Origin of the sequence: Massilia sp. UYP11 (genome assembly GCF_050434805.1) — a bacterium.
Classification (GTDB): Bacteria; Pseudomonadota; Gammaproteobacteria; order Burkholderiales; family Burkholderiaceae_D; genus Telluria.
This window is the reverse complement of record NZ_JBNDJE010000016.1, coordinates 1-17,140: the sequence shown is the minus strand read 5'-3', so window position 1 is coordinate 17,140 and position 17,140 is coordinate 1. Positions and strand designations below refer to the sequence as shown.

Genomic DNA, 17,140 nt, shown 5'->3' with positions numbered 1-17,140 from the left:
TCGAGTACAGCTGCGCTTCTCGACCGAATCTGCTGCCGCTCGCGACGGTTTTTCGAGGTGCCCTTCTGGCTTGTCTGCATCATACGATAAAAGCACGCGAATCCCGGCGCAGGCAATGCCAAGTCTCGTTACAATAAGGTCATGAATAAGGCATTTGTCAAAGAGTCGGACAACGAGGACGACGAAGAAGCATTGGCGCTGGCGCAGGCGATTCCCGCCGGCGCCAAGAACTACATCACCCCGGCCGGCTACCAGCGCATCAAGGACGAGCTGCTGCAGCTGATCGACGTCGACCGGCCCGAGGTGGTGCGCATCGTTCACTGGGCCGCCTCGAACGGCGACCGCTCCGAGAACGGCGACTACATCTACGGCAAGCGCCGCCTGCGCGAGATCGACCGCCGCATCCGCTTTCTCACCAAGCGCATGGATTCGGCCTTCGTCGTTGACCCGACTGTCCATTACGGTAACGACCAGGTCTTTTTCGGCGCAACGGTGAGCTACATCAACAAGGCCGGCGATGAACACACCGTCACCATCGTCGGCGTGGACGAGCTCGATCCTTTGAAGGGCAAGATCAGCTGGGTGTCGCCAGTGGCGCGCGCACTCACCAAGTGCCGCGAGGGCGACGTGGTGCCGTTGCAGACGCCGCTCGGCATGGACGAACTGGAGATTTTGTCGGTCGATTATCCCGAACCCGTGGCCGACTGAGGCCCTGGTTCGCTGCTAAGATGCGGTCATGAATCGACCTCTACAATCCGCGCCCGATGTGGACGCCCTGGCCGCGCTGCGCGCCGCCACTTCTGCACGCCACGAGCGCCTCGACGGCGGCTTGCCCCTGTCCGGCCCCGCTCCCGATCTGCATGACTATGCCACGCACCTCACGATGGTGCGCGACTGGCTGGCGCCGCTGCAGGTCTGGCTCGATGGTTTCGGCGATGGTCCGCAACAGGCGTTGCCGGCGGTGGGGCGGCTGGAGCTGATCGATGCCGATCTGGACGAGCCCGGCATGCCGCCGGTGCGTGCGCCGTCCGGCCCGCATGCCTGGCCACGCGATGCCAGCGCCGCCTACCGCTGGGGCGTGGCGTACGTGGTCGAGGGCTCGCAGCTGGGCGGGAAGGTGTTGTACGGGAAGCTCTCGGAGCGGCTCGCCCCGCATCCGCTGCGTTACCTGCGCGGGGCCGACGAAGGCCCGGGGCCGCGCTGGCGCGCATTCATGCTGGCGTTGAAGCAGCACGTGAAGTCGCCGGACGAGATTGCCGACGCGTGCGCGGGTGCGTGCGCGGCTTTCGACAGTATTCTCAGGCTATCGAAGTTGCCGGCATAGGGTGGACAACGCAGGGTGGACGATATTGGCGCGGCCGCCAGTCACGACCGCTCCCGCTCCACCCGGTTCACTCCCGCCACCCTGCGCAGATTGCGAATCAGCTGCGCCAGATGCACCCGATCCTTGATCTGGATCGTGAAGCGCAGCTGCGTCATGCTGTGCTCGTCATCCTCGTCCATGCCCACATAGGTGATGTTGGCGTCCGACTCGCCGATTTCGGCGGCCACGCGGGCGAGAATGCCTTTTTCGTTGTTGATCAACAGGCGGATGCGGCAGTCGAAGCGGCGGTTGAGTTCGTCGCCCCATTGCACCGCGATCCAGCGATCCGGCTCCTTGGCGCGGATGCGCTTGGCCGGCAGGCAGTCGCAGGTGTGCACCACCAGCGCCTGGTCGCGCCGCAGCTGGCCGGTGATCTGGTCGCCCGGGATCGGCAGGCAGCAGGCCGCCAACTGCACCGCCACGCCTTCGCTGCCGTAGATCGTGACCGGCGCGATCTCGCTGGCCGGCAGGGGCTTACTCGACGGCAGCAGTTCGGGGTCGCCTTCCATCAGCCCGAAGATGTGGCGCGCCACCAGGGCCGGCATGCGCTTGCCGATGCCGATGTCGGCATACATCTCTTCCATCGACTTGGCCGAGGTCTCGGCCAGCAGGCGCTCGATGACGGCGTCCGGCAGGTCCGGCTTGATATTGCGCACCGCGAGCGCCTGGGCCAGCAATTCCTGGCCCAGCTCGACCGATTCGTTGACGTCGATCAGGCGCAGGTGGTGACGGATCGCCGAGCGCGCCTTGCCGGTGCGAACGAAGGTGAGCCAGGTCGGGCTCGGACGCGATTCCGGGTCGGTGATGATCTCGACGATGTCGCCGTTGTGCAGCTCGGTGCGCAGCGGCTGGTCTTCGTTGTTGATCTTGACGCCCACCGTGTGGTCGCCGATGCCGGTGTGGATCGAGTAGGCGAAATCCAGCGCCGTGGCGCCGCGCGGCAGGGCGATGATCTTCGACTTGGGCGTGAAGACATAGACCGAATCCGGGAACAGGTCGACTTTCACGTGTTCGAGGAACTCGGCCGAGTCGCCGGTCTGCTGCTGGATGTCGAGCAGCGACTGCAGCCAGGCATGGGTGCGGTGCTGCAGGTCGGTGATGTTGGAGTCGCCCGTCTTGTACAGCCAGTGCGCCGCCACGCCGCTCTCGGCGGTGCGGTGCATCTCTTGCGTGCGGATCTGGAATTCGACCGGGGTGCCGTAGGGGCCGATCAGGGTGGTGTGCAGGGACTGGTAGCCGTTGATCTTGCCGATCGCGATGTAGTCCTTGAACTTGCCGGGCATCGGCTTGTACAGCGCGTGCAGGGTGCCGAGCGCCACGTAACAGTTGGGCACGCTGTCGACGACGACGCGGAAGCCATACACGTCCAGCACTTGCGAGAACGACAGGTGCTTGTTGCGCATCTTTTTATAGATGCCGTACAGCGTCTTTTCGCGGCCGTCGACTTCGAACTGCAGACCGCTCGAGGCCAGCTGGTTCTTGACCGACTCGAGGATCTTCTTGACCACCTCACGGCGGTTGCCGCGCGCGGCCTTGATCGCCTTCGACAGCGTCTGGTAGCGCAGCGGGTACAGGTGCGAGAACGAGAGGTCTTGCAGTTCGCGGTAGATATTGTTCAGGCCGAGGCGGTGGGCGATCGGCACGTACACTTCCATCGTCTCGCCGGCGATGCGGCGCTTCTTGGCCGGCACCATGACGCCCAGGGTGCGCATATTGTGCAGGCGGTCGGCCAGCTTGATCAGGATCACGCGCACGTCGGATGCCATCGCCAGCAGCATCTTGCGGAAGTTTTCCGCCTGCGCTTCGAGCTGGCTCTGGAACTCGATCTTCTCGAGCTTGGACAGGCCATCGACGAGGTTGGCGACCTGGGCGCCGAAGCGCTCGATCAGCTCGTCTTTCTTGACGTCCTGGTCTTCAATCACGTCGTGCAGCAGGGCAGCCATGATGGCTTGCGCATCGAGCTTCCACTCGGCGCAGATCTCGGCGACGGCGATCGGATGGGAAATATAGGGTTCGCCCGACTTGCGCACCTGGCCCAGGTGCATCTCGTCGGAGAAGCGGTAGGCTTCCTTGACTTTCTTGAGTTCGGCCGGCGTGAGGTACTCGGACAGCATCGAGATCAGCTGCGTGACCGATGCCACGCCGGGAGCGACGGGCTCGAGGTAATCGGGCGGACGATTGTCGGCGCGCCGCTCGCGTGGAGCAGCAGGGTTGCGTGAATTGGTCGAATCCGGAGACAGGTTCATTACGTTAATCGTCAAGCCGTAGTAGGTACAGAATAACAGAAGACGGGATGACGCTAATCCAGGCAACCCCGAAGGGAATTACATCGGTACTTTTTTCAGCATTTCCACGCCGACTTTGCCGGCGGCGATTTCGCGCAGGGCGATGACGGTCGGCTTATCCTTGGCTTCGACCTTCGGGGTGTGGCCTTGCAGCAACTGACGAGCACGGTAGGTAGCGGCCAGGGTCAGCTGGAACCGGTTCGGGATGTTCTTGAGGCAGTCTTCGATGGTAATGCGGGCCATGTGTGTGCTCCTGATGTGCAAAAATTCGTTTCAAAACGCGGGAATGACAACGCTAGAGCGCGCCAATGGTACAACGCACCAACGGTGAAAAGCACGCCAGATTGGCGCGCCGATCAGGTTTGATGCGCGTGGATTCCCAGTTGGGCAAACAGCGTAGCGCTACGGGCGGCCTGTTGGGCAAACCGGCAACGTGTCGCTTTGATAATCGCCTGCAGTTCGGCCAGGGCGACGTTAAACTCTTCGTTGATGATAGCATATTCGAACTCCGGAGCGTGAGCCATCTCGCCGCCGGCCGCCAGCAGGCGGCGCGTGATGATGTGCGGCTCGTCGGTGCCCCGCTTGTGCAGGCGTTCTTCCAGCGCCTCGATCGACGGCGGCAGAATGAAAATGCCGGCCGCGTCCGGGAATAATTTCTTCACCTGGCGCGCACCCTGCCAGTCGATCTCAAGCAGGATGTCGGTGCCGTTCTTCATTTCCTGTTCGACGGTCAGGCGGCTCGTGCCATAGTAATTGCCGTGCACCTCGGCCCATTCCAGGAATTCGCCGCGCTCGGCGCGGGTGACGAAATCCTCGGCGCTGGTGAAGTGGTAATGCTCGCCATCCTGTTCGCCCGGACGCGGCGGGCGGGTCGTGGTCGAGATCGACAGCTTGATGCCGGGTTCCTGCGCCAGCAGGGCGTTGACCAGGCTCGACTTGCCGGCGCCGGACGGGGCGGCGACGATGAACAGGCTGCCGGAGAAGGCGTGTGGGAGCATGGTGGTTCCTTTGTTAATACGTTTCGTCGCGAGTGCGCGCCGCGATAATGATGACAATCACGCTAGCATAAATACGTCGTTCCCGCGTAGGCGGGAACCTAAGTTGCCAGCGCTATCGAGACGCTGAACAACTTGGGTTCCCGCCTTCGCGGGAACGACGTTTTGGGGCTAACAAAAAAATAAATCCACGGGCTGAACAACGTCAGCCGGATCACTCCAGATTCTGCACCTGTTCACGCATCTGCTCGATGAGCAGTTTCAGTTCCATCGACGCATCCGCCAGTTCCTTGACCGAGGCCTTGGCGCCCAGCGTGTTCGCTTCGCGGTTCAGTTCCTGCATCATGAAGTCGAGGCGCTTGCCGACCTGGCCGCCTTTCTTGAGGATGTGGCGGGTTTCGTTCAGGTGGGCCGACAGGCGCGACAGCTCTTCGGAGACGTCGATGCGGATGCCGTACAGCGTCACTTCTTGCCGGATCCGTTCCAGTACTTCCTGGCGCGTGAGCGTCGACGGATTGCCGTGGCCGGCCAGGCCCAGGGCGTCCTGCATGCGCTCGATGGCCTTGTGCTGGAATTGCGAAATGACTTGCGGAATGAGCGGCGTGATGCGCTTGACGATCGCTTCCATCGATTCGATGCGCGATTGCAGCATCGTTTCGAGCGCCGCGCCTTCGCGCTTGCGGCTGTCGACGAAGGCGGCGATGGTGGTGGCGGTGAGGGCGGCCACGTCCGCCTGGAGCGACTCCTGGCCGATGGTCGATTCTTCGACGACGCCGGGCCAGCGCAGCAGCTCGGCCACCGTCATCGGGGACGCCTGCGCGAAGTGACGCGTCACTTCGCCCTGCAGGCGGGCGAGGTCGGCCAGCAGTTCCTGGTTCAGCGCCGAGGAGCCGCCGCTGGCCTTGCGGCCGAACGACAGGCGAACCTCGACCTTGCCGCGCGTGATCGCGGCCATGATCGCCGAGCGCAGGTCGGGTTCCAGCGCGCGCAAATCGTCATTGATACGGAACTGGAGATCGAGGAAGCGCGAATTGACGCTCTTGATTTCGATCGTGAGGGTTCCTGCAGCGCCTTCGCTGGTGGCGACCGCGTAACCTGTCATGCTTGAAATGCTCAATGGGATCCCCGGTTTTTATTCTTTACAAAGCCGACATTTATCCACACAATCGCCCTGTTTAGCAAGGAAACCCAATTGGATGGCTGCACAGAATAACGCTCCCCTGCCCGATGGGCTGGACATTGCCGGATACCGCATTGTAAAGAAAATCGCGTCCGGTGGGTTCAGTATTGTTTACCTTGCCTATGACGGCGAAGGCAATGCGGTCGCCATCAAGGAGTATTTACCGAGCGCGCTCGCGCTGCGCCAGCCGGGCGAACTGGTGCCCGTCGTCGCCAAGCCGCACCTGGCCGTGTTCCGTATCGGCCTCAAGTGTTTCTTCGAAGAGGGCAGGGCGCTGGCGCGCATCGTGCACCCGAACGTGGTGCGCGTGCTGAACTTCTTTCGCGCCCACGACACCGTATACATGGTCATGGCCTACGAATCCGGCCACTCGCTGCAGGAACACATCGCGCGCGCCGCGGCCAAGGGCGGGCGCCTCGGCGAGCAGTTCGTGCGCCAGGTATTTACGGGCGTGTGCGCCGGCCTGCGCGAGGTGCACGCCAACAAGCTGCTGCACCTCGACCTCAAGCCGGCCAATATTTATCTGCGGTCCGACGGTTCGCCGCTGCTGCTCGACTTCGGCGCCGCGCGCCAGACCCTGCACAGCGATGCGCCGATGCTGGCGCCGATGTACACGCCGGGTTTCGCGGCGCCCGAGCTGTCCACGCGCGGCGCCAGCCTCGGGCCGTGGACCGATATCTACAGCCTGGGCGCCGCCATGCTGGCCTGCATGAGCTGCGCGACCCCGCAGTCGGTCGAGGCGCGCCGCGCCGGCGACGGGTTGGCCGAGCAGCTGGACCGGCTGGTGGGCCGCTATTCGCCCGAGCTGATCGACCTCGTGCAAGCCTGCCTGGCGCTCGATCCGCTCGCCCGTCCGCAGAGCGTGTTCGCCATCCAGAAAGCGCTGCAGGCCACCCCGGCGGCGCCGCGCGCGGCGGCGTCGGCAGCGGCGCGCGGCGGCTGGCGCGGACTCGTCGACCGTCTCGGCGCATTCGGGCGCGGCCAGGGGTAATCATGCAATTTTCCGTTTACCAGCAAAGCCATATCGGCGGCCGCAAGGTCAACCAGGACCGCATGGGCTATTGCTTCACGCGCGATTCGCTGCTGCTCCTGCTGGCCGACGGCATGGGCGGACACGCGCACGGCGAGATCGCCGCGACCATCGCGCTGCAGACGGTGTCGATGATGTTCCGCATGCAGGCGCGTCCCTACGTCAAACGGCCGGAGCGCTTCCTGGAAGAAGCGCTGCTGCAGGCCCACCACGACATCCAGGCCCATGCCGCCACCCACGGCCTGCCCGAGATGCCGCGCACGACCGTCGTGGCCTGCCTGGTGCAGCACAACTGCGCGGTGTGGGCGCATGCCGGCGACTCGCGCCTGTACTGGGTGCGGCGCAACCAGGTGCTGGCGCGCACGCGCGACCATTCGCATTTCGAGTACCTGGTCGACCGCGGCCGCGCCGATCCGAGCGAGCGCGCGACCCATCCCGACCGCAACAAGCTGTACAACTGCCTGGGCGCCTCTGGCGCGCCGAAGATCGAGCTGTCGCACCAGGTCAGCCTGCAGCCGGGCGACGTGCTGCTGCTGTGCTCCGACGGCCTGTGGTCGATGTTGCCCGAGGCCGAGATCGTGCATCGCCTGGCGACCGGCAGCGTGGTGCAGGCCGTGCCCGGGATGGTGCAGACGGCGGTCGCCGTCGGCGGCGCCCAGGCCGACAACACGACCGCGCTGGCCATCGCCTGGCAGGGCGCCGACACCGCGCATGCGGGGCTGCCCGATGTGATCTCGACCCAGCTGCTGGGCGAGGACATGGTCAGGTCGACCATCGTCGGGGACGAAGCGGCCCCGGGCGGCGCGGACGCGTTCGGCGACGACGACATCGAAAAAGCGATCGCCGAGATCCGTGCGGCGATCGAAAAGTCATCCCAGGTCATCAAGTAGACACCCGATAAACACGAAAGCAACCGTCATGACATTTGAACAGCGCCCCAGCGGCCGCGCGGTCGACCAACTGCGTCCCATCACCATCACGCGCAACTACACGCGTCACGCCGAAGGCTCGGTGCTGATCGAGTTCGGCGACACCAAGGTGATCTGCACCGCCAGCATCGAAGAGAAGGTGCCGGGCTTCTTGAAAGGGAAGGGCCAGGGCTGGCTGACCGCCGAATACGGCATGCTGCCGCGCTCGACCCACAGTCGCATGGACCGCGAAGCCGCGCGCGGCAAGCAGAGCGGCCGCACCCAGGAAATCCAGCGCCTGATCGGCCGCTCGCTGCGCGCGGCGTTCGACCTCGAAGCGTTCGGCGAGCGCACCCTGCACCTCGATTGCGACGTGATCCAGGCCGACGGCGGCACCCGCACGGCCAGCATCACCGGCGCCATGGTGGCGGCCCATGACGCCTTCGATAAACTGGTGGCGGCCGGCATGATCCCGGCGGTCCCGGTGCGCCATTTCGTGGCCGCGGTGTCGGTGGGCGTGTTCCGCGGCATGCCGGTGCTCGACCTCGACTATCCGGAGGATTCGGATTGCGATACCGACATGAACGTGGTGATGACCGAGACGGGCCACTTCATCGAGGTGCAGGGCACGGCCGAGGGCGCGGCGTTCGACCGCGCCGGCATGAACCGCCTGCTGGACCTGGCGCAGCACGGCATCGCCGACCTGATCCACCTGCAGAAGCAATCGCTACGGCTCCTGTGACCTGCATGGCGTGTGTGAAGCCGGTAAAATAGCTGGCTCATTCAATCCCACCCGCTTACCATGACCCAACGCCTGATCCTCGCCTCCAACAACGCCGGCAAGCTCAAGGAATTCGCCCAGCTGCTCGGCCCCATCGGGTTCGAGCTGCATCCGCAGGGCGAATTCGACGTGCCGGAGGCGGAAGAGCCGTTCGGCACCTTCGTCGAGAACGCGCTGGCCAAGGCGCGCCACGCGTCGCGCCTGACCGGACTGCCGGCGCTGGCCGACGATTCGGGCGTGTGCGTGAACGCGCTGGGCGGCGCGCCGGGCGTGCATTCGGCGCGATTTGCCGGTGAGCCGAAGTCGGACGCCCGCAACAACCAGAAGCTGGTGTCCGACCTGGCGGGACTCGGCGACAAATCGGCCTATTACTATTGCGTGCTGGTCTACGTGCGCCATCCGGACGATCCGCAGCCGGTGATCGCCGACGGCCGTTGGAACGGCGAGATCATCGCCAGCCCGCGCGGCGAGAACGGCTTCGGCTACGATCCGCATTTCCTGATCCCGTCGCTCGGCAAGACCACGGCCGAGCTGGCGCCGATCGAGAAGAACGCGCTGTCCCACCGCGGCCAGGCGCTGCGCGCGCTGGTCGAGAAACTGAAGTCCGCCTGACATGATCCCGATTAAAGTTGCGGCCCCTGGGCCGAGCGAGCCGCGTTCGCCGGCCAGCGCCGCGCTGCAATACCTGCAGCCGGGCGCACTCAACCTTGCCGCCTTGCCGCCGCTGTCGCTGTACGTGCACTGGCCCTGGTGCGTGCGCAAATGCCCGTACTGCGACTTCAACTCGCACGAATCGAAGGGCGAGCTGCCCGAGCAGGCCTACCTGGACGCGCTGCGCCTCGACCTGGAGCAGTCGCTGCCGCTGATCTGGGGCCGCAAGATCCACACCGTTTTCATCGGCGGCGGCACGCCGAGCCTGATGTCGGCGGCCGGCCTGGACCGCCTGATGTCCGACCTGCGCACGCTGCTGCCGCTGGAGCTGGACGCCGAGATCACGATGGAAGCCAATCCGGGCACCTTCGAGGCCGAGCGCTTCAAGAGCTACCGCGCGAGCGGCATCAACCGGCTGTCGATCGGCATCCAGAGTTTCAACCCGGCGCACCTGAAGGCGCTGGGCCGCATCCATGACGGAAGCGAAGCCTTGCGCGCGGTCGAGATCGCGAAGAACACCTTCGAGAATTTCAACCTCGACCTGATGTACGCGCTGCCGTCGCAGACGCTCGACGAAGCACGGCGCGACCTGGAGACGGCGCTGGCGTTCGCGCCGCCGCACCTGTCGCTGTACCACCTGACGATGGAGCCGAACACGGTGTTCGCCAAGTATCCGCCGGCGCTCCCGGACGACGACCTCTCCGCCGACATGCAGGACATGATCGCCGAGGTGACCGGCGCCGCGGGCTACGAGCATTACGAGGTCTCGGCCTATGCCCAGCCGGGCCGGCGCGCGCGCCACAACCTGAATTACTGGAAGTTCGGCGACTACCTCGGCATCGGCGCCGGGGCCCACTCGAAGCTTTCGTTCCCGCACCGCGTGCTGCGCCAGGCGCGCTTCAAGCAGCCCGCATCCTTCATCGAGGCCGCGAAGCGCGGCAATCCGGTGCAGGAAGAACACGAGATCGGCCGCGCCGACATGGGCTTCGAGTTCATGCTCAACGCGCTGCGCCTGACCGGCGGCTTCGATCCGAACCTGTTCGGCGAGCGCACCGGCATGAACATCGGTGCGATCACGAAGGCGCTCAACGAGGCCGAGGCGAAAGGCCTGATCTACCGCGACCACAAGCTGATCAAGCCGACCGAGCTGGGGCAGCGCTTCCTGAACGACCTGCAAGAGATGTTCCTGGCCGAATAGGGGGGTGGCCGAGTAGGGCCTAGATCTCGACGGCGCCGGCCAGCGCCTCCAGGGTGCGGGACAGGCCGCCGACGATGCGCGCCATGCCGTGGTAGTCGTTGCGGTCCTGCGGCCGCTCATGGGCCTGGTCTTGCTCCTGGCCGGGTGCCGCCTCGGCGTGGAAATAAGGAAAGCGAAGGAAGCCGGCGTCGGTGATCACCAGCGCAGGCCCGTCTTCCGGTCCGCCGCCATGCCCCGACAGGGTCAGCCCCATCACGTGGGCCGGCGCCGCCAGTCCTTGCCGGGCTTGCATCGGATCGTTGCGCAAGGCGGCCAGCGCCTGGCGCACCCGGGTCGACGATTCGCGCGTTCCAATGAAGGCCATGAAGTTGCCGCCATCGCGGCGAGCTGCGATGGCGCGCCGGTCCGCCGCTGCGGCCGGCTCATCGTTCACGAAAAAAACGAAGCGGACCTCGGTGCCGTAAGCGGGATGCAGCGTCCTGGCCGCGCGCGCCAGCTCGAGCACGGCGGCGGCGCCAGCGATCCCCGCAGGAGTGTCCTGATCGAGGTGGGCGCCGACGATGAAGGTGCGGGCGGGGCGCTCGCCGGGCGCCAGCCTGGACACCGCCACCTCGATGCTGCGGCCCGGATGCGCCGCGTCGCCGCCCTGTCGCACGCGAGGGGCATAACCGTAGCGCCGCAGCGACGCCTCGACGTGGCGCAGTGCGCCGTACGGCTTGCCCGACGCGGCGGACGCCAGCGCCTGGGTGTGTGCCTGGAGGCGCGCCGCCAGCGGGGGCGCGCCGGATGTGGTGTCGACGGTCAGCATGGCCAGCACGATCGCCAGCAGGATCGCGAGGATCACTTTCCAGTGTGAGTTGAAAAAATTGCGCATGGCGTCACCACAGCGCCGCGGGGCGCATTGACAGCAGTCGGTGCAATCAGTGTAGCCAAATCACCCGAGCCACGCGCCCCCGCGCGGGCAATTCCGCGTTACAACGACGGAAACGCCCTGCCGGGGGCAACCGCCCCGAATCTGCGGCTCAGCCGTTCGGCGCGCTGCTGTACCACCGCGTTGCCAGTGGTGCAGTTGCGCCCCATCAACCTCATCGTGATTTGCCGTGGCTATGATCGGCTTTGCTCATAGGCACTAGCGAACTGTTCATTCATGAGGTGGAAACCATGATCATCGATAAGTTTGCCGCCGGGGTCAGTAGTTTGACCGACATGAACCGCGCCATACGGCTGCGTCTGTCCACACCAAGGGGGATCGTCGACGATCTGCTGCTGGTGAAATATGTCAGCGGCGTGGAGACGATCTGCGGGGGAATTGAATATGCGCTGCAGTGCGTCTCCCTGCAGGCGGGCATGGAGCTCAAGCGCTTTATCGCCAATCCGGTCGAACTTCAGTTCGTGACCGACTCGGGCAAGCTTCGCAGCGTGTGCGGGATTATCGGCGGCGTCATCGAGGGGCAGAGCGACGGGGGGCTTGCGACTTATCAGTTGATGGTTCGGGACGCCTTTTCGCTGCTGGAGCAAACCTGCAATACACGGGTTTTCCGCAATCGCAACGAGATCGACATCACCGAGATCATCTTGCGCGAGTGGCGCCAGGCCAATCCGATCGCGGCGGCTGCATTTCATTTCGAATCGGGCGGGTTGAAGCAGTATCCGCCTCGCGAATTCACGATGCAGTACAACGAATCCAATGCGGCTTTCTTGCGGCGTCTCTGGAAGCGTCGGGGTATTGCATGGTTCATCAAGGCGGGCGCGTCGAATGAGCGAGGAAGCAGCGACGTCCCGGTCCATACGCTGGTCCTTGTCGATAACCCGAACGCGCTGGAGCAGAATCCAGCCGGTGCGGCGCGCTTCCACCGTGATCACGGCACCGAGCAGCGCGACAGTATTACCTCCTGGCATGCGGTACGTCACCTGACCGCTGGGCGTGTCAATCGCCGTAGCTGGGATTACGCCCAGACGTGGTCCATGAATAGCCAGGAAACGAGCCTCGTCGATCAGGGCGTGATGGGCAACCAGTTCGCGGCCAGTCTCGATGAGTACCTGATCGATTCCCCCCATGCTGGTGCCAATGGCGACGATTATCGGAGCCTTGGGGTGCTGCGCATGCAGCGCAAGGAATACGAAGCCAAGTTCTTTCAAGCGGAAAGCGGCGATCGGGACATGCGGGTCGGGCAATGGCGTCGCATGGATGGGCATCCGGAAATCGATTCCCATCCAGCCGATCAGCGGGAATTCGTCTGCACCGAGTTGCGGGTGGAAGCCGAAAACAACCTGCCGACGACGCTCGAGGAAAAGGCTGGCCGTCTGTTCGCCCTGAACCGTTGGAGCAGCGATCGCGCCGCCTTGCTGCAGGCCAGCGCTGAACGCGGTGTGCGTTACACGAACCGCTTTACGTGCGTGCGGCGAGGAATCCCGATCGTTCCTGCCTATGATCCGCGTATCGACTTGCCTCGGACTGAAGCGCAGACCGCCATCGTGGTCGGACCTGCGAACCAGGAAATCTACTGCGACGAGCGCGGCCGAATCAAGGTCTGCTTTCCGGCGTGCCGTCCGGAAGACCATGAGCACGCGGATGGTGCCGGCGCTTCCGGCAGTGACCGCGATTCGGCATGGTTGCGCGTTGCTTCAGGGTGGGCGGGTAACGGGTATGGAGCGATCTCGCTGCCGCGCGTCGGCGACGAGGTGGTCGTGGTGTTCATGGGCGGCGATCCTGACAAACCCCTCGTCATCGGCAACGTCCATGGCGCCCGGACGCCGTCGCCTTCGTTCAGCCGCAATAGTGCCCTTCCCGGCGACAAGCACTTGTCTGGAATCGTGAGCAAGGAAGGGCAGGGGGTGCGGGCCAATCAGCTTCGCATGGACGACACGCCGGGGCAGATCAGCGCGCAGCTTGGGAGCGAACACGCTCACAGCCAGCTGAATCTCGGCTACCTCACACACCCGAGGCGGGATGGTTCGGCCGAGCCACGTGGCGAAGGTGCGGAGCTGCGCACCGATGCAGCGCTTTCATTGCGGGGCGGGCAGGGGATTCTCATCAGTGCGGATGCGTCGCTGCGGGCTGCGGGAAGGCTGCTTGATCGTGATGGACTGACTGGTCTATTCGACGCATTGTCGAGTATTCAAAAACAGCTGGCCGAGTTGGCTGAGGCGCACGAAGCAGATGTGTCGGAAGGCGAGTCGCTCATGCAGCTGAAAAACCATCTCGAAAAGTGGGAGGACGGCACTAAGGCGGTAGGGCAGTCGACATCGGGAGCAAATGGCGAGCCGATCGTCGCTATTGAGGCACCGGCAGGTGTGCTGGTCGGCAGTCAGGCGGGTGTCGCAATTGGTGCTCAAGCACATATTGATCTTCTCAGTGTTGGGAATACGCAGGTATCGGCTGGCCGAAAATTGCTTCTCCAAGCACTACAGGGAATCAGCATATTTGTGCATTCCATTGGCGCCAAGCTGGTTGCGGCAAGTGGGAAAGTAGAAATCGAGGCGCAGGATGAGAATGTGGAGATTACTTCAGCGAAACGTATTGTCCTCTCTGCTTCCGAGGAAATCGTTCTGCAGTCTCCCCGAATAACACTGGTCACGCAAGGTGCCCAAGTCGTGTTTGGCGACGGTGCGATCACACATCAATGCACTGGTGGTTTTGTGGTTAAGGCATCCAAGTTTGAATTTCCCAGTGCTGGCGACGGTGTAGGGATGACGATGCATATGCCCGAAAGCGTGCTTAAGCATGATCAGCGTGTGCGCATGGTCGATTTGAGTACAGGAATGCCCTTGGTAGATCAACGGTATCGCGTCACGCTAGAGGATGGACAGACTGTCGAAGGGCGCACGGATCAGGACGGGATGACTCAGGATTTCTCTTCAGATATCCCATTTGCGCAATACACGATTGAAGCTTTGGACGATTAAATCACCGATATTGATATCAGAGAAAGCATCATGGCGACTGGTCAAAAGCTAGCAGGTTATAAGCTCCCAACGAAACCCGAGCAAAGTGGTGGAAAGTTGGCCCAAGGTTTCATCACGCCTAGCCAGAACAAGACTCCTCAAGTTCATAGTATCCCACCCAAGCGCGTTCTTCCCATCATATTCATTCCAGGTATCATGGGGTCGAATTTGCGAATGAGCGCGGAACGGCAGGCCAGCCTTGGGAAGAAAAATAATATTGCATGGCGACCAGATAATCTTTTCGAAACCGTGCCGATGAAGGAGGACAGTGCAGCGGAAAGACAATTGCGCTTTGACCCATCCCAAACCGAACTTGATACCTATGATCCCAAAATAAATATTACCGGAAACCCGATTGAAACATCAAATATACGTAACAAGGCTGCACATTTTTCCAGTCAGTATGGTGGAAGTTGGAGACGTATTGATGGGCCACTTCTGCAAAGCGACAGGCCCGGAACGAGCGACGCAAAAACTAGGGATGAAAAAGCGCGTGAACGTGGGTGGGGCGAAGTTTTCTTTGGAAGCTATGAGAAAATTCTTAGCGAATGCGAGGTGCGGTTGAATGGTGTGTTCTCCGATCAATTCAAAGACGGCTATTTAATGCGGTCAATCGTCAATGTTAATCCTTCCCAGTGGGAGGCACATCCAGGCTCATCTATGACTAAAATGGACGAAGCATCATTGCGCAATGCCGTCAAAGGATGTTGGTTTCCTGTACACGCAATGGGGTATAACTGGCTCCAAGGAAACATGGACTCTGGGATTGAAACTGCTGAGAGGATAACTGCGTTGATGAAGAAGTATCAGAGCCAGGGCTACCAATGTGAGAAGGTAATTCTAATTACACACTCGATGGGAGGCTTGGTTGCGCGAGCAATAATTCATCCAGAAATGGGTAAGATTGGCGATCAGGTTCTTGGTGTAATACATGGCGTAATGCCCGCGATAGGAGCGGGAACAGCTTACAAGCGCATGCGGTGCGGTTTTGAAGGCGACGATACCTCGGCAAGAATTCTAGGTGCAACGGGTCCCCATGTGACTGCTGTTCTGGGAAACTCTCAAGGCGGACTGGAATTGCTTCCTTCTCAGGAATATGGGAATAATTGGTTGCAAGTGACGCGTGGTAGCGAAGTAATTAAAAGCTTTCCTCAGAAAGGAGATCCCTATGAGGAGATATACAAGGCGAGCGATAAATGGTATGGACTTCTACGTAAAAACTGGCTCAATCCGGCAAATTTGCCAGGGAGGAACTTAAGGCGAACATTTCATTTAATTGATGAAGCAAAAAGATTCCATAATCAGATTGTTGAAACTTATCATGATCAGAGCTACGCCCACTATGGTGCCGATGCCAAAGGGCTCGCCTGGCATAAGGTGATATGGAAAATCGAGGGAGATGTTGTTTCGGATGACGTGACATCGCTAGAGATAGCCAGTGACGATGAAAAGGGGGGGCTGGATCTCAGAAATTCAAGTGCATCGTCGAAAAAAACAGAGAAAAAGATTTTATTAAAAACGCACCTCCAGCCTCCAGCCGAGCCGGGAGATCAAACGGTTCCAACATACTCAGCAGATGCGCAACTAAGAAGTGGAAAATTCAAAGGAGTGTTCCGGCAGACTGGATACGAGCATCAGGCCAGCTATAGCAATGAGTCGGTGATCGCGGCAACGATTTATTGTCTATATCGGATTATCTCAACAATGAGATGGTCGAAATAATGAGGGCGTCTTTATCTCGGAAATCTGTAATTTATTTACTAATGACCTTCTTGGCTTTGTTTTGTATTGAAGGATGCCGTCGAGCAGTAGATGATGCTTCCGGAGGAGCTGTGGAAAATATATCGCCCAAACTAAAATCAATGTTCAGCGAGACTAGATCTATTTGCTTTGGTCGTCTTGTAATGCAGGTTCCGCATGATGCTACTTTAGTATATGGCCCGGCGGAGATTGAATCATCGATCGAATATCGACAAGGGGAATTGGGGAGGTTCGATGAATATATCTCCGTGCGAATGAAGAAAATCGACAAAGAGCGCAGGTTTTTTAATGAGAGGAATTTTTCGAAGCTTCCGCTATTCGGAAAGGTACTTGATGGGGCGAGATTGAATCAAAAAATTATTATTGGCTCCGATGATAGGGTAGGCTATACGGTGTTGTCGCTTGTGCCGGTGAACGAAGATATTTTCATTCAAGAGGTCTACGGTGTTCTGCCAGAAGATGACTTCGTCAATCGAATGAATCGTGTAGCAACTATCTTGCGTGCTCGTGAGGCCGAAGAAATTCCAGCTGAGCCTGGATTGTGTATTGAAGGGGGATTTGTTGCTGGAGAGTATGAGTATGAACGTGTGACAATCGGAATAAGATTGATTGAATTTCCGGATGTGCATATATCAGTAGATGTCCATAAGAATCTTGAGTATCTGGACAATGATTCCAGCCCGAAAATACTGCACGAGCGTGCGCAACGAAATGCAGAAGCTGCAGGACTTGGGCCGGTATTCTCTCGTGGGAAAATATTGCGTGATCAAACGCGACGGATAGCACATTGGAATGGGCAGGAGATGGCATTTCGAACTCCAGCTTACAAGCGCGCTGCATCAGTTCACGAATTCCATTTTTACAGTGCTGGGTCTGTTAATGACCCTTTTCATCCAAAGTTAGATATTCGGCTTGACTCCGGTGTTCGCGAAAATGCAAAGGCAGCTATTAAGGCCACCTCTAAAAACCTCGGCCGAGACGCCTGCGGCTGGGTAAAATCCTGACATCGAACCAAGCCAGCGAGTGCCGTCATGATGAAACCC

15 protein-coding genes are annotated in these 17,140 nt (G+C 61.1%); 10 read left to right on the top strand and 5 right to left on the bottom strand.

Features of this window, described 5'->3' with window-relative positions:
- The first annotated feature begins 141 nt into the window (after window positions 1-141).
- Both greB and ABIB38_RS18320 read left to right on the top strand, forming a co-directional pair.
- Entirely contained in the window at window positions 142-708 is a 567-nt protein-coding gene (gene greB / locus ABIB38_RS18325) for a transcription elongation factor GreB (protein ID WP_429206030.1), read from the top strand.
- A gap of 28 nt (window positions 709-736) precedes the next feature.
- A complete protein-coding gene (locus tag ABIB38_RS18320) occupies window positions 737-1,324 on the top strand; it encodes a biliverdin-producing heme oxygenase (RefSeq protein ID WP_429206028.1) in 588 nt (195 codons plus the stop codon).
- 41 nt (window positions 1,325-1,365) lie between these two features.
- Here ABIB38_RS18320 and ABIB38_RS18315 read toward each other — a convergent pair whose 3' ends face one another.
- The 4 genes from ABIB38_RS18315 to ABIB38_RS18300 form a co-directional block, all read right to left on the bottom strand.
- On the bottom strand, window positions 1,366-3,609 hold the full coding sequence (locus ABIB38_RS18315; protein ID WP_429206026.1) for a RelA/SpoT family protein: 2,244 nt from the start codon (window positions 3,607-3,609) through the stop codon (window positions 1,366-1,368).
- A gap of 78 nt (window positions 3,610-3,687) precedes the next feature.
- The gene (gene rpoZ, locus ABIB38_RS18310; protein ID WP_429206024.1) at window positions 3,688-3,891 is read right to left on the bottom strand and encodes a DNA-directed RNA polymerase subunit omega; all 204 of its coding nucleotides are present in this window, start codon (window positions 3,889-3,891) and stop codon (window positions 3,688-3,690) included.
- 113 nt (window positions 3,892-4,004) lie between these two features.
- Complete coding sequence (gmk, locus tag ABIB38_RS18305) at window positions 4,005-4,646, bottom strand: guanylate kinase (protein WP_429206022.1); 642 nt, start codon at window positions 4,644-4,646, stop codon at window positions 4,005-4,007.
- Between the two features lie 211 nt (window positions 4,647-4,857).
- Window positions 4,858-5,745: a YicC/YloC family endoribonuclease gene (locus ABIB38_RS18300; protein WP_429206020.1), complete on the bottom strand. Its 888-nt coding sequence runs from the start codon at window positions 5,743-5,745 to the stop codon at window positions 4,858-4,860.
- Between the two features lie 94 nt (window positions 5,746-5,839).
- Here ABIB38_RS18300 and ABIB38_RS18295 point away from each other — a divergent pair, with 94 nt between their 5' ends.
- Genes ABIB38_RS18295 through hemW form a run of 5 tightly spaced genes read left to right on the top strand, consistent with a single transcriptional unit; the run spans window position 5,840 to window position 10,391 of the window.
- On the top strand, window positions 5,840-6,814 hold the full coding sequence (locus tag ABIB38_RS18295; RefSeq protein WP_429206018.1) for a serine/threonine protein kinase: 975 nt from the start codon (window positions 5,840-5,842) through the stop codon (window positions 6,812-6,814).
- Between the two features lie 2 nt (window positions 6,815-6,816).
- Entirely contained in the window at window positions 6,817-7,743 is a 927-nt protein-coding gene (locus ABIB38_RS18290; RefSeq protein WP_429206016.1) for a PP2C family protein-serine/threonine phosphatase, read from the top strand.
- 28 nt (window positions 7,744-7,771) lie between these two features.
- Window positions 7,772-8,503 carry a ribonuclease PH gene (rph, locus tag ABIB38_RS18285; RefSeq protein WP_429206014.1) on the top strand — a complete coding sequence of 244 codons (732 nt, stop codon included), beginning with the start codon at window positions 7,772-7,774 and terminating at the stop codon, window positions 8,501-8,503.
- Window positions 8,504-8,563: 60 nt separating this feature from the next.
- Complete coding sequence (gene rdgB / locus ABIB38_RS18280) at window positions 8,564-9,154, top strand: RdgB/HAM1 family non-canonical purine NTP pyrophosphatase (protein ID WP_429206012.1); 591 nt, start codon at window positions 8,564-8,566, stop codon at window positions 9,152-9,154.
- A gap of 1 nt (window position 9,155) precedes the next feature.
- Window positions 9,156-10,391 carry a radical SAM family heme chaperone HemW gene (gene hemW / locus ABIB38_RS18275; protein ID WP_429206010.1) on the top strand — a complete coding sequence of 412 codons (1,236 nt, stop codon included), beginning with the start codon at window positions 9,156-9,158 and terminating at the stop codon, window positions 10,389-10,391.
- Window positions 10,392-10,410: 19 nt separating this feature from the next.
- On the opposite strand, the gene ABIB38_RS18270 is transcribed toward hemW, so the two are convergent.
- Window positions 10,411-11,265, bottom strand: coding sequence for a hypothetical protein (locus ABIB38_RS18270; RefSeq protein WP_429206008.1), 855 nt, complete (start codon window positions 11,263-11,265; stop codon window positions 10,411-10,413).
- Window positions 11,266-11,552: 287 nt separating this feature from the next.
- On the opposite strand from ABIB38_RS18270, the gene ABIB38_RS18265 reads away from it, so the two are divergent.
- Genes ABIB38_RS18265 through ABIB38_RS18255 form a run of 3 tightly spaced genes read left to right on the top strand, consistent with a single transcriptional unit; the run spans window position 11,553 to window position 17,101 of the window.
- On the top strand, window positions 11,553-14,297 hold the full coding sequence (locus ABIB38_RS18265) for a type VI secretion system Vgr family protein (RefSeq protein WP_429206006.1): 2,745 nt from the start codon (window positions 11,553-11,555) through the stop codon (window positions 14,295-14,297).
- 30 nt (window positions 14,298-14,327) lie between these two features.
- Window positions 14,328-16,058, top strand: a complete 1,731-nt coding sequence (locus tag ABIB38_RS18260; protein WP_429206004.1) for an esterase/lipase family protein — start codon at window positions 14,328-14,330, stop codon at window positions 16,056-16,058.
- Window positions 16,046-17,101 (top strand): T6SS immunity protein Tli4 family protein, encoded by a 1,056-nt coding sequence (locus ABIB38_RS18255; RefSeq protein WP_429206002.1) that lies wholly within the window; start codon window positions 16,046-16,048, stop codon window positions 17,099-17,101. The genes ABIB38_RS18260 and ABIB38_RS18255 overlap by 13 nt, the downstream gene beginning before the upstream one ends.
- Window positions 17,102-17,140: the final 39 nt, after the last annotated feature.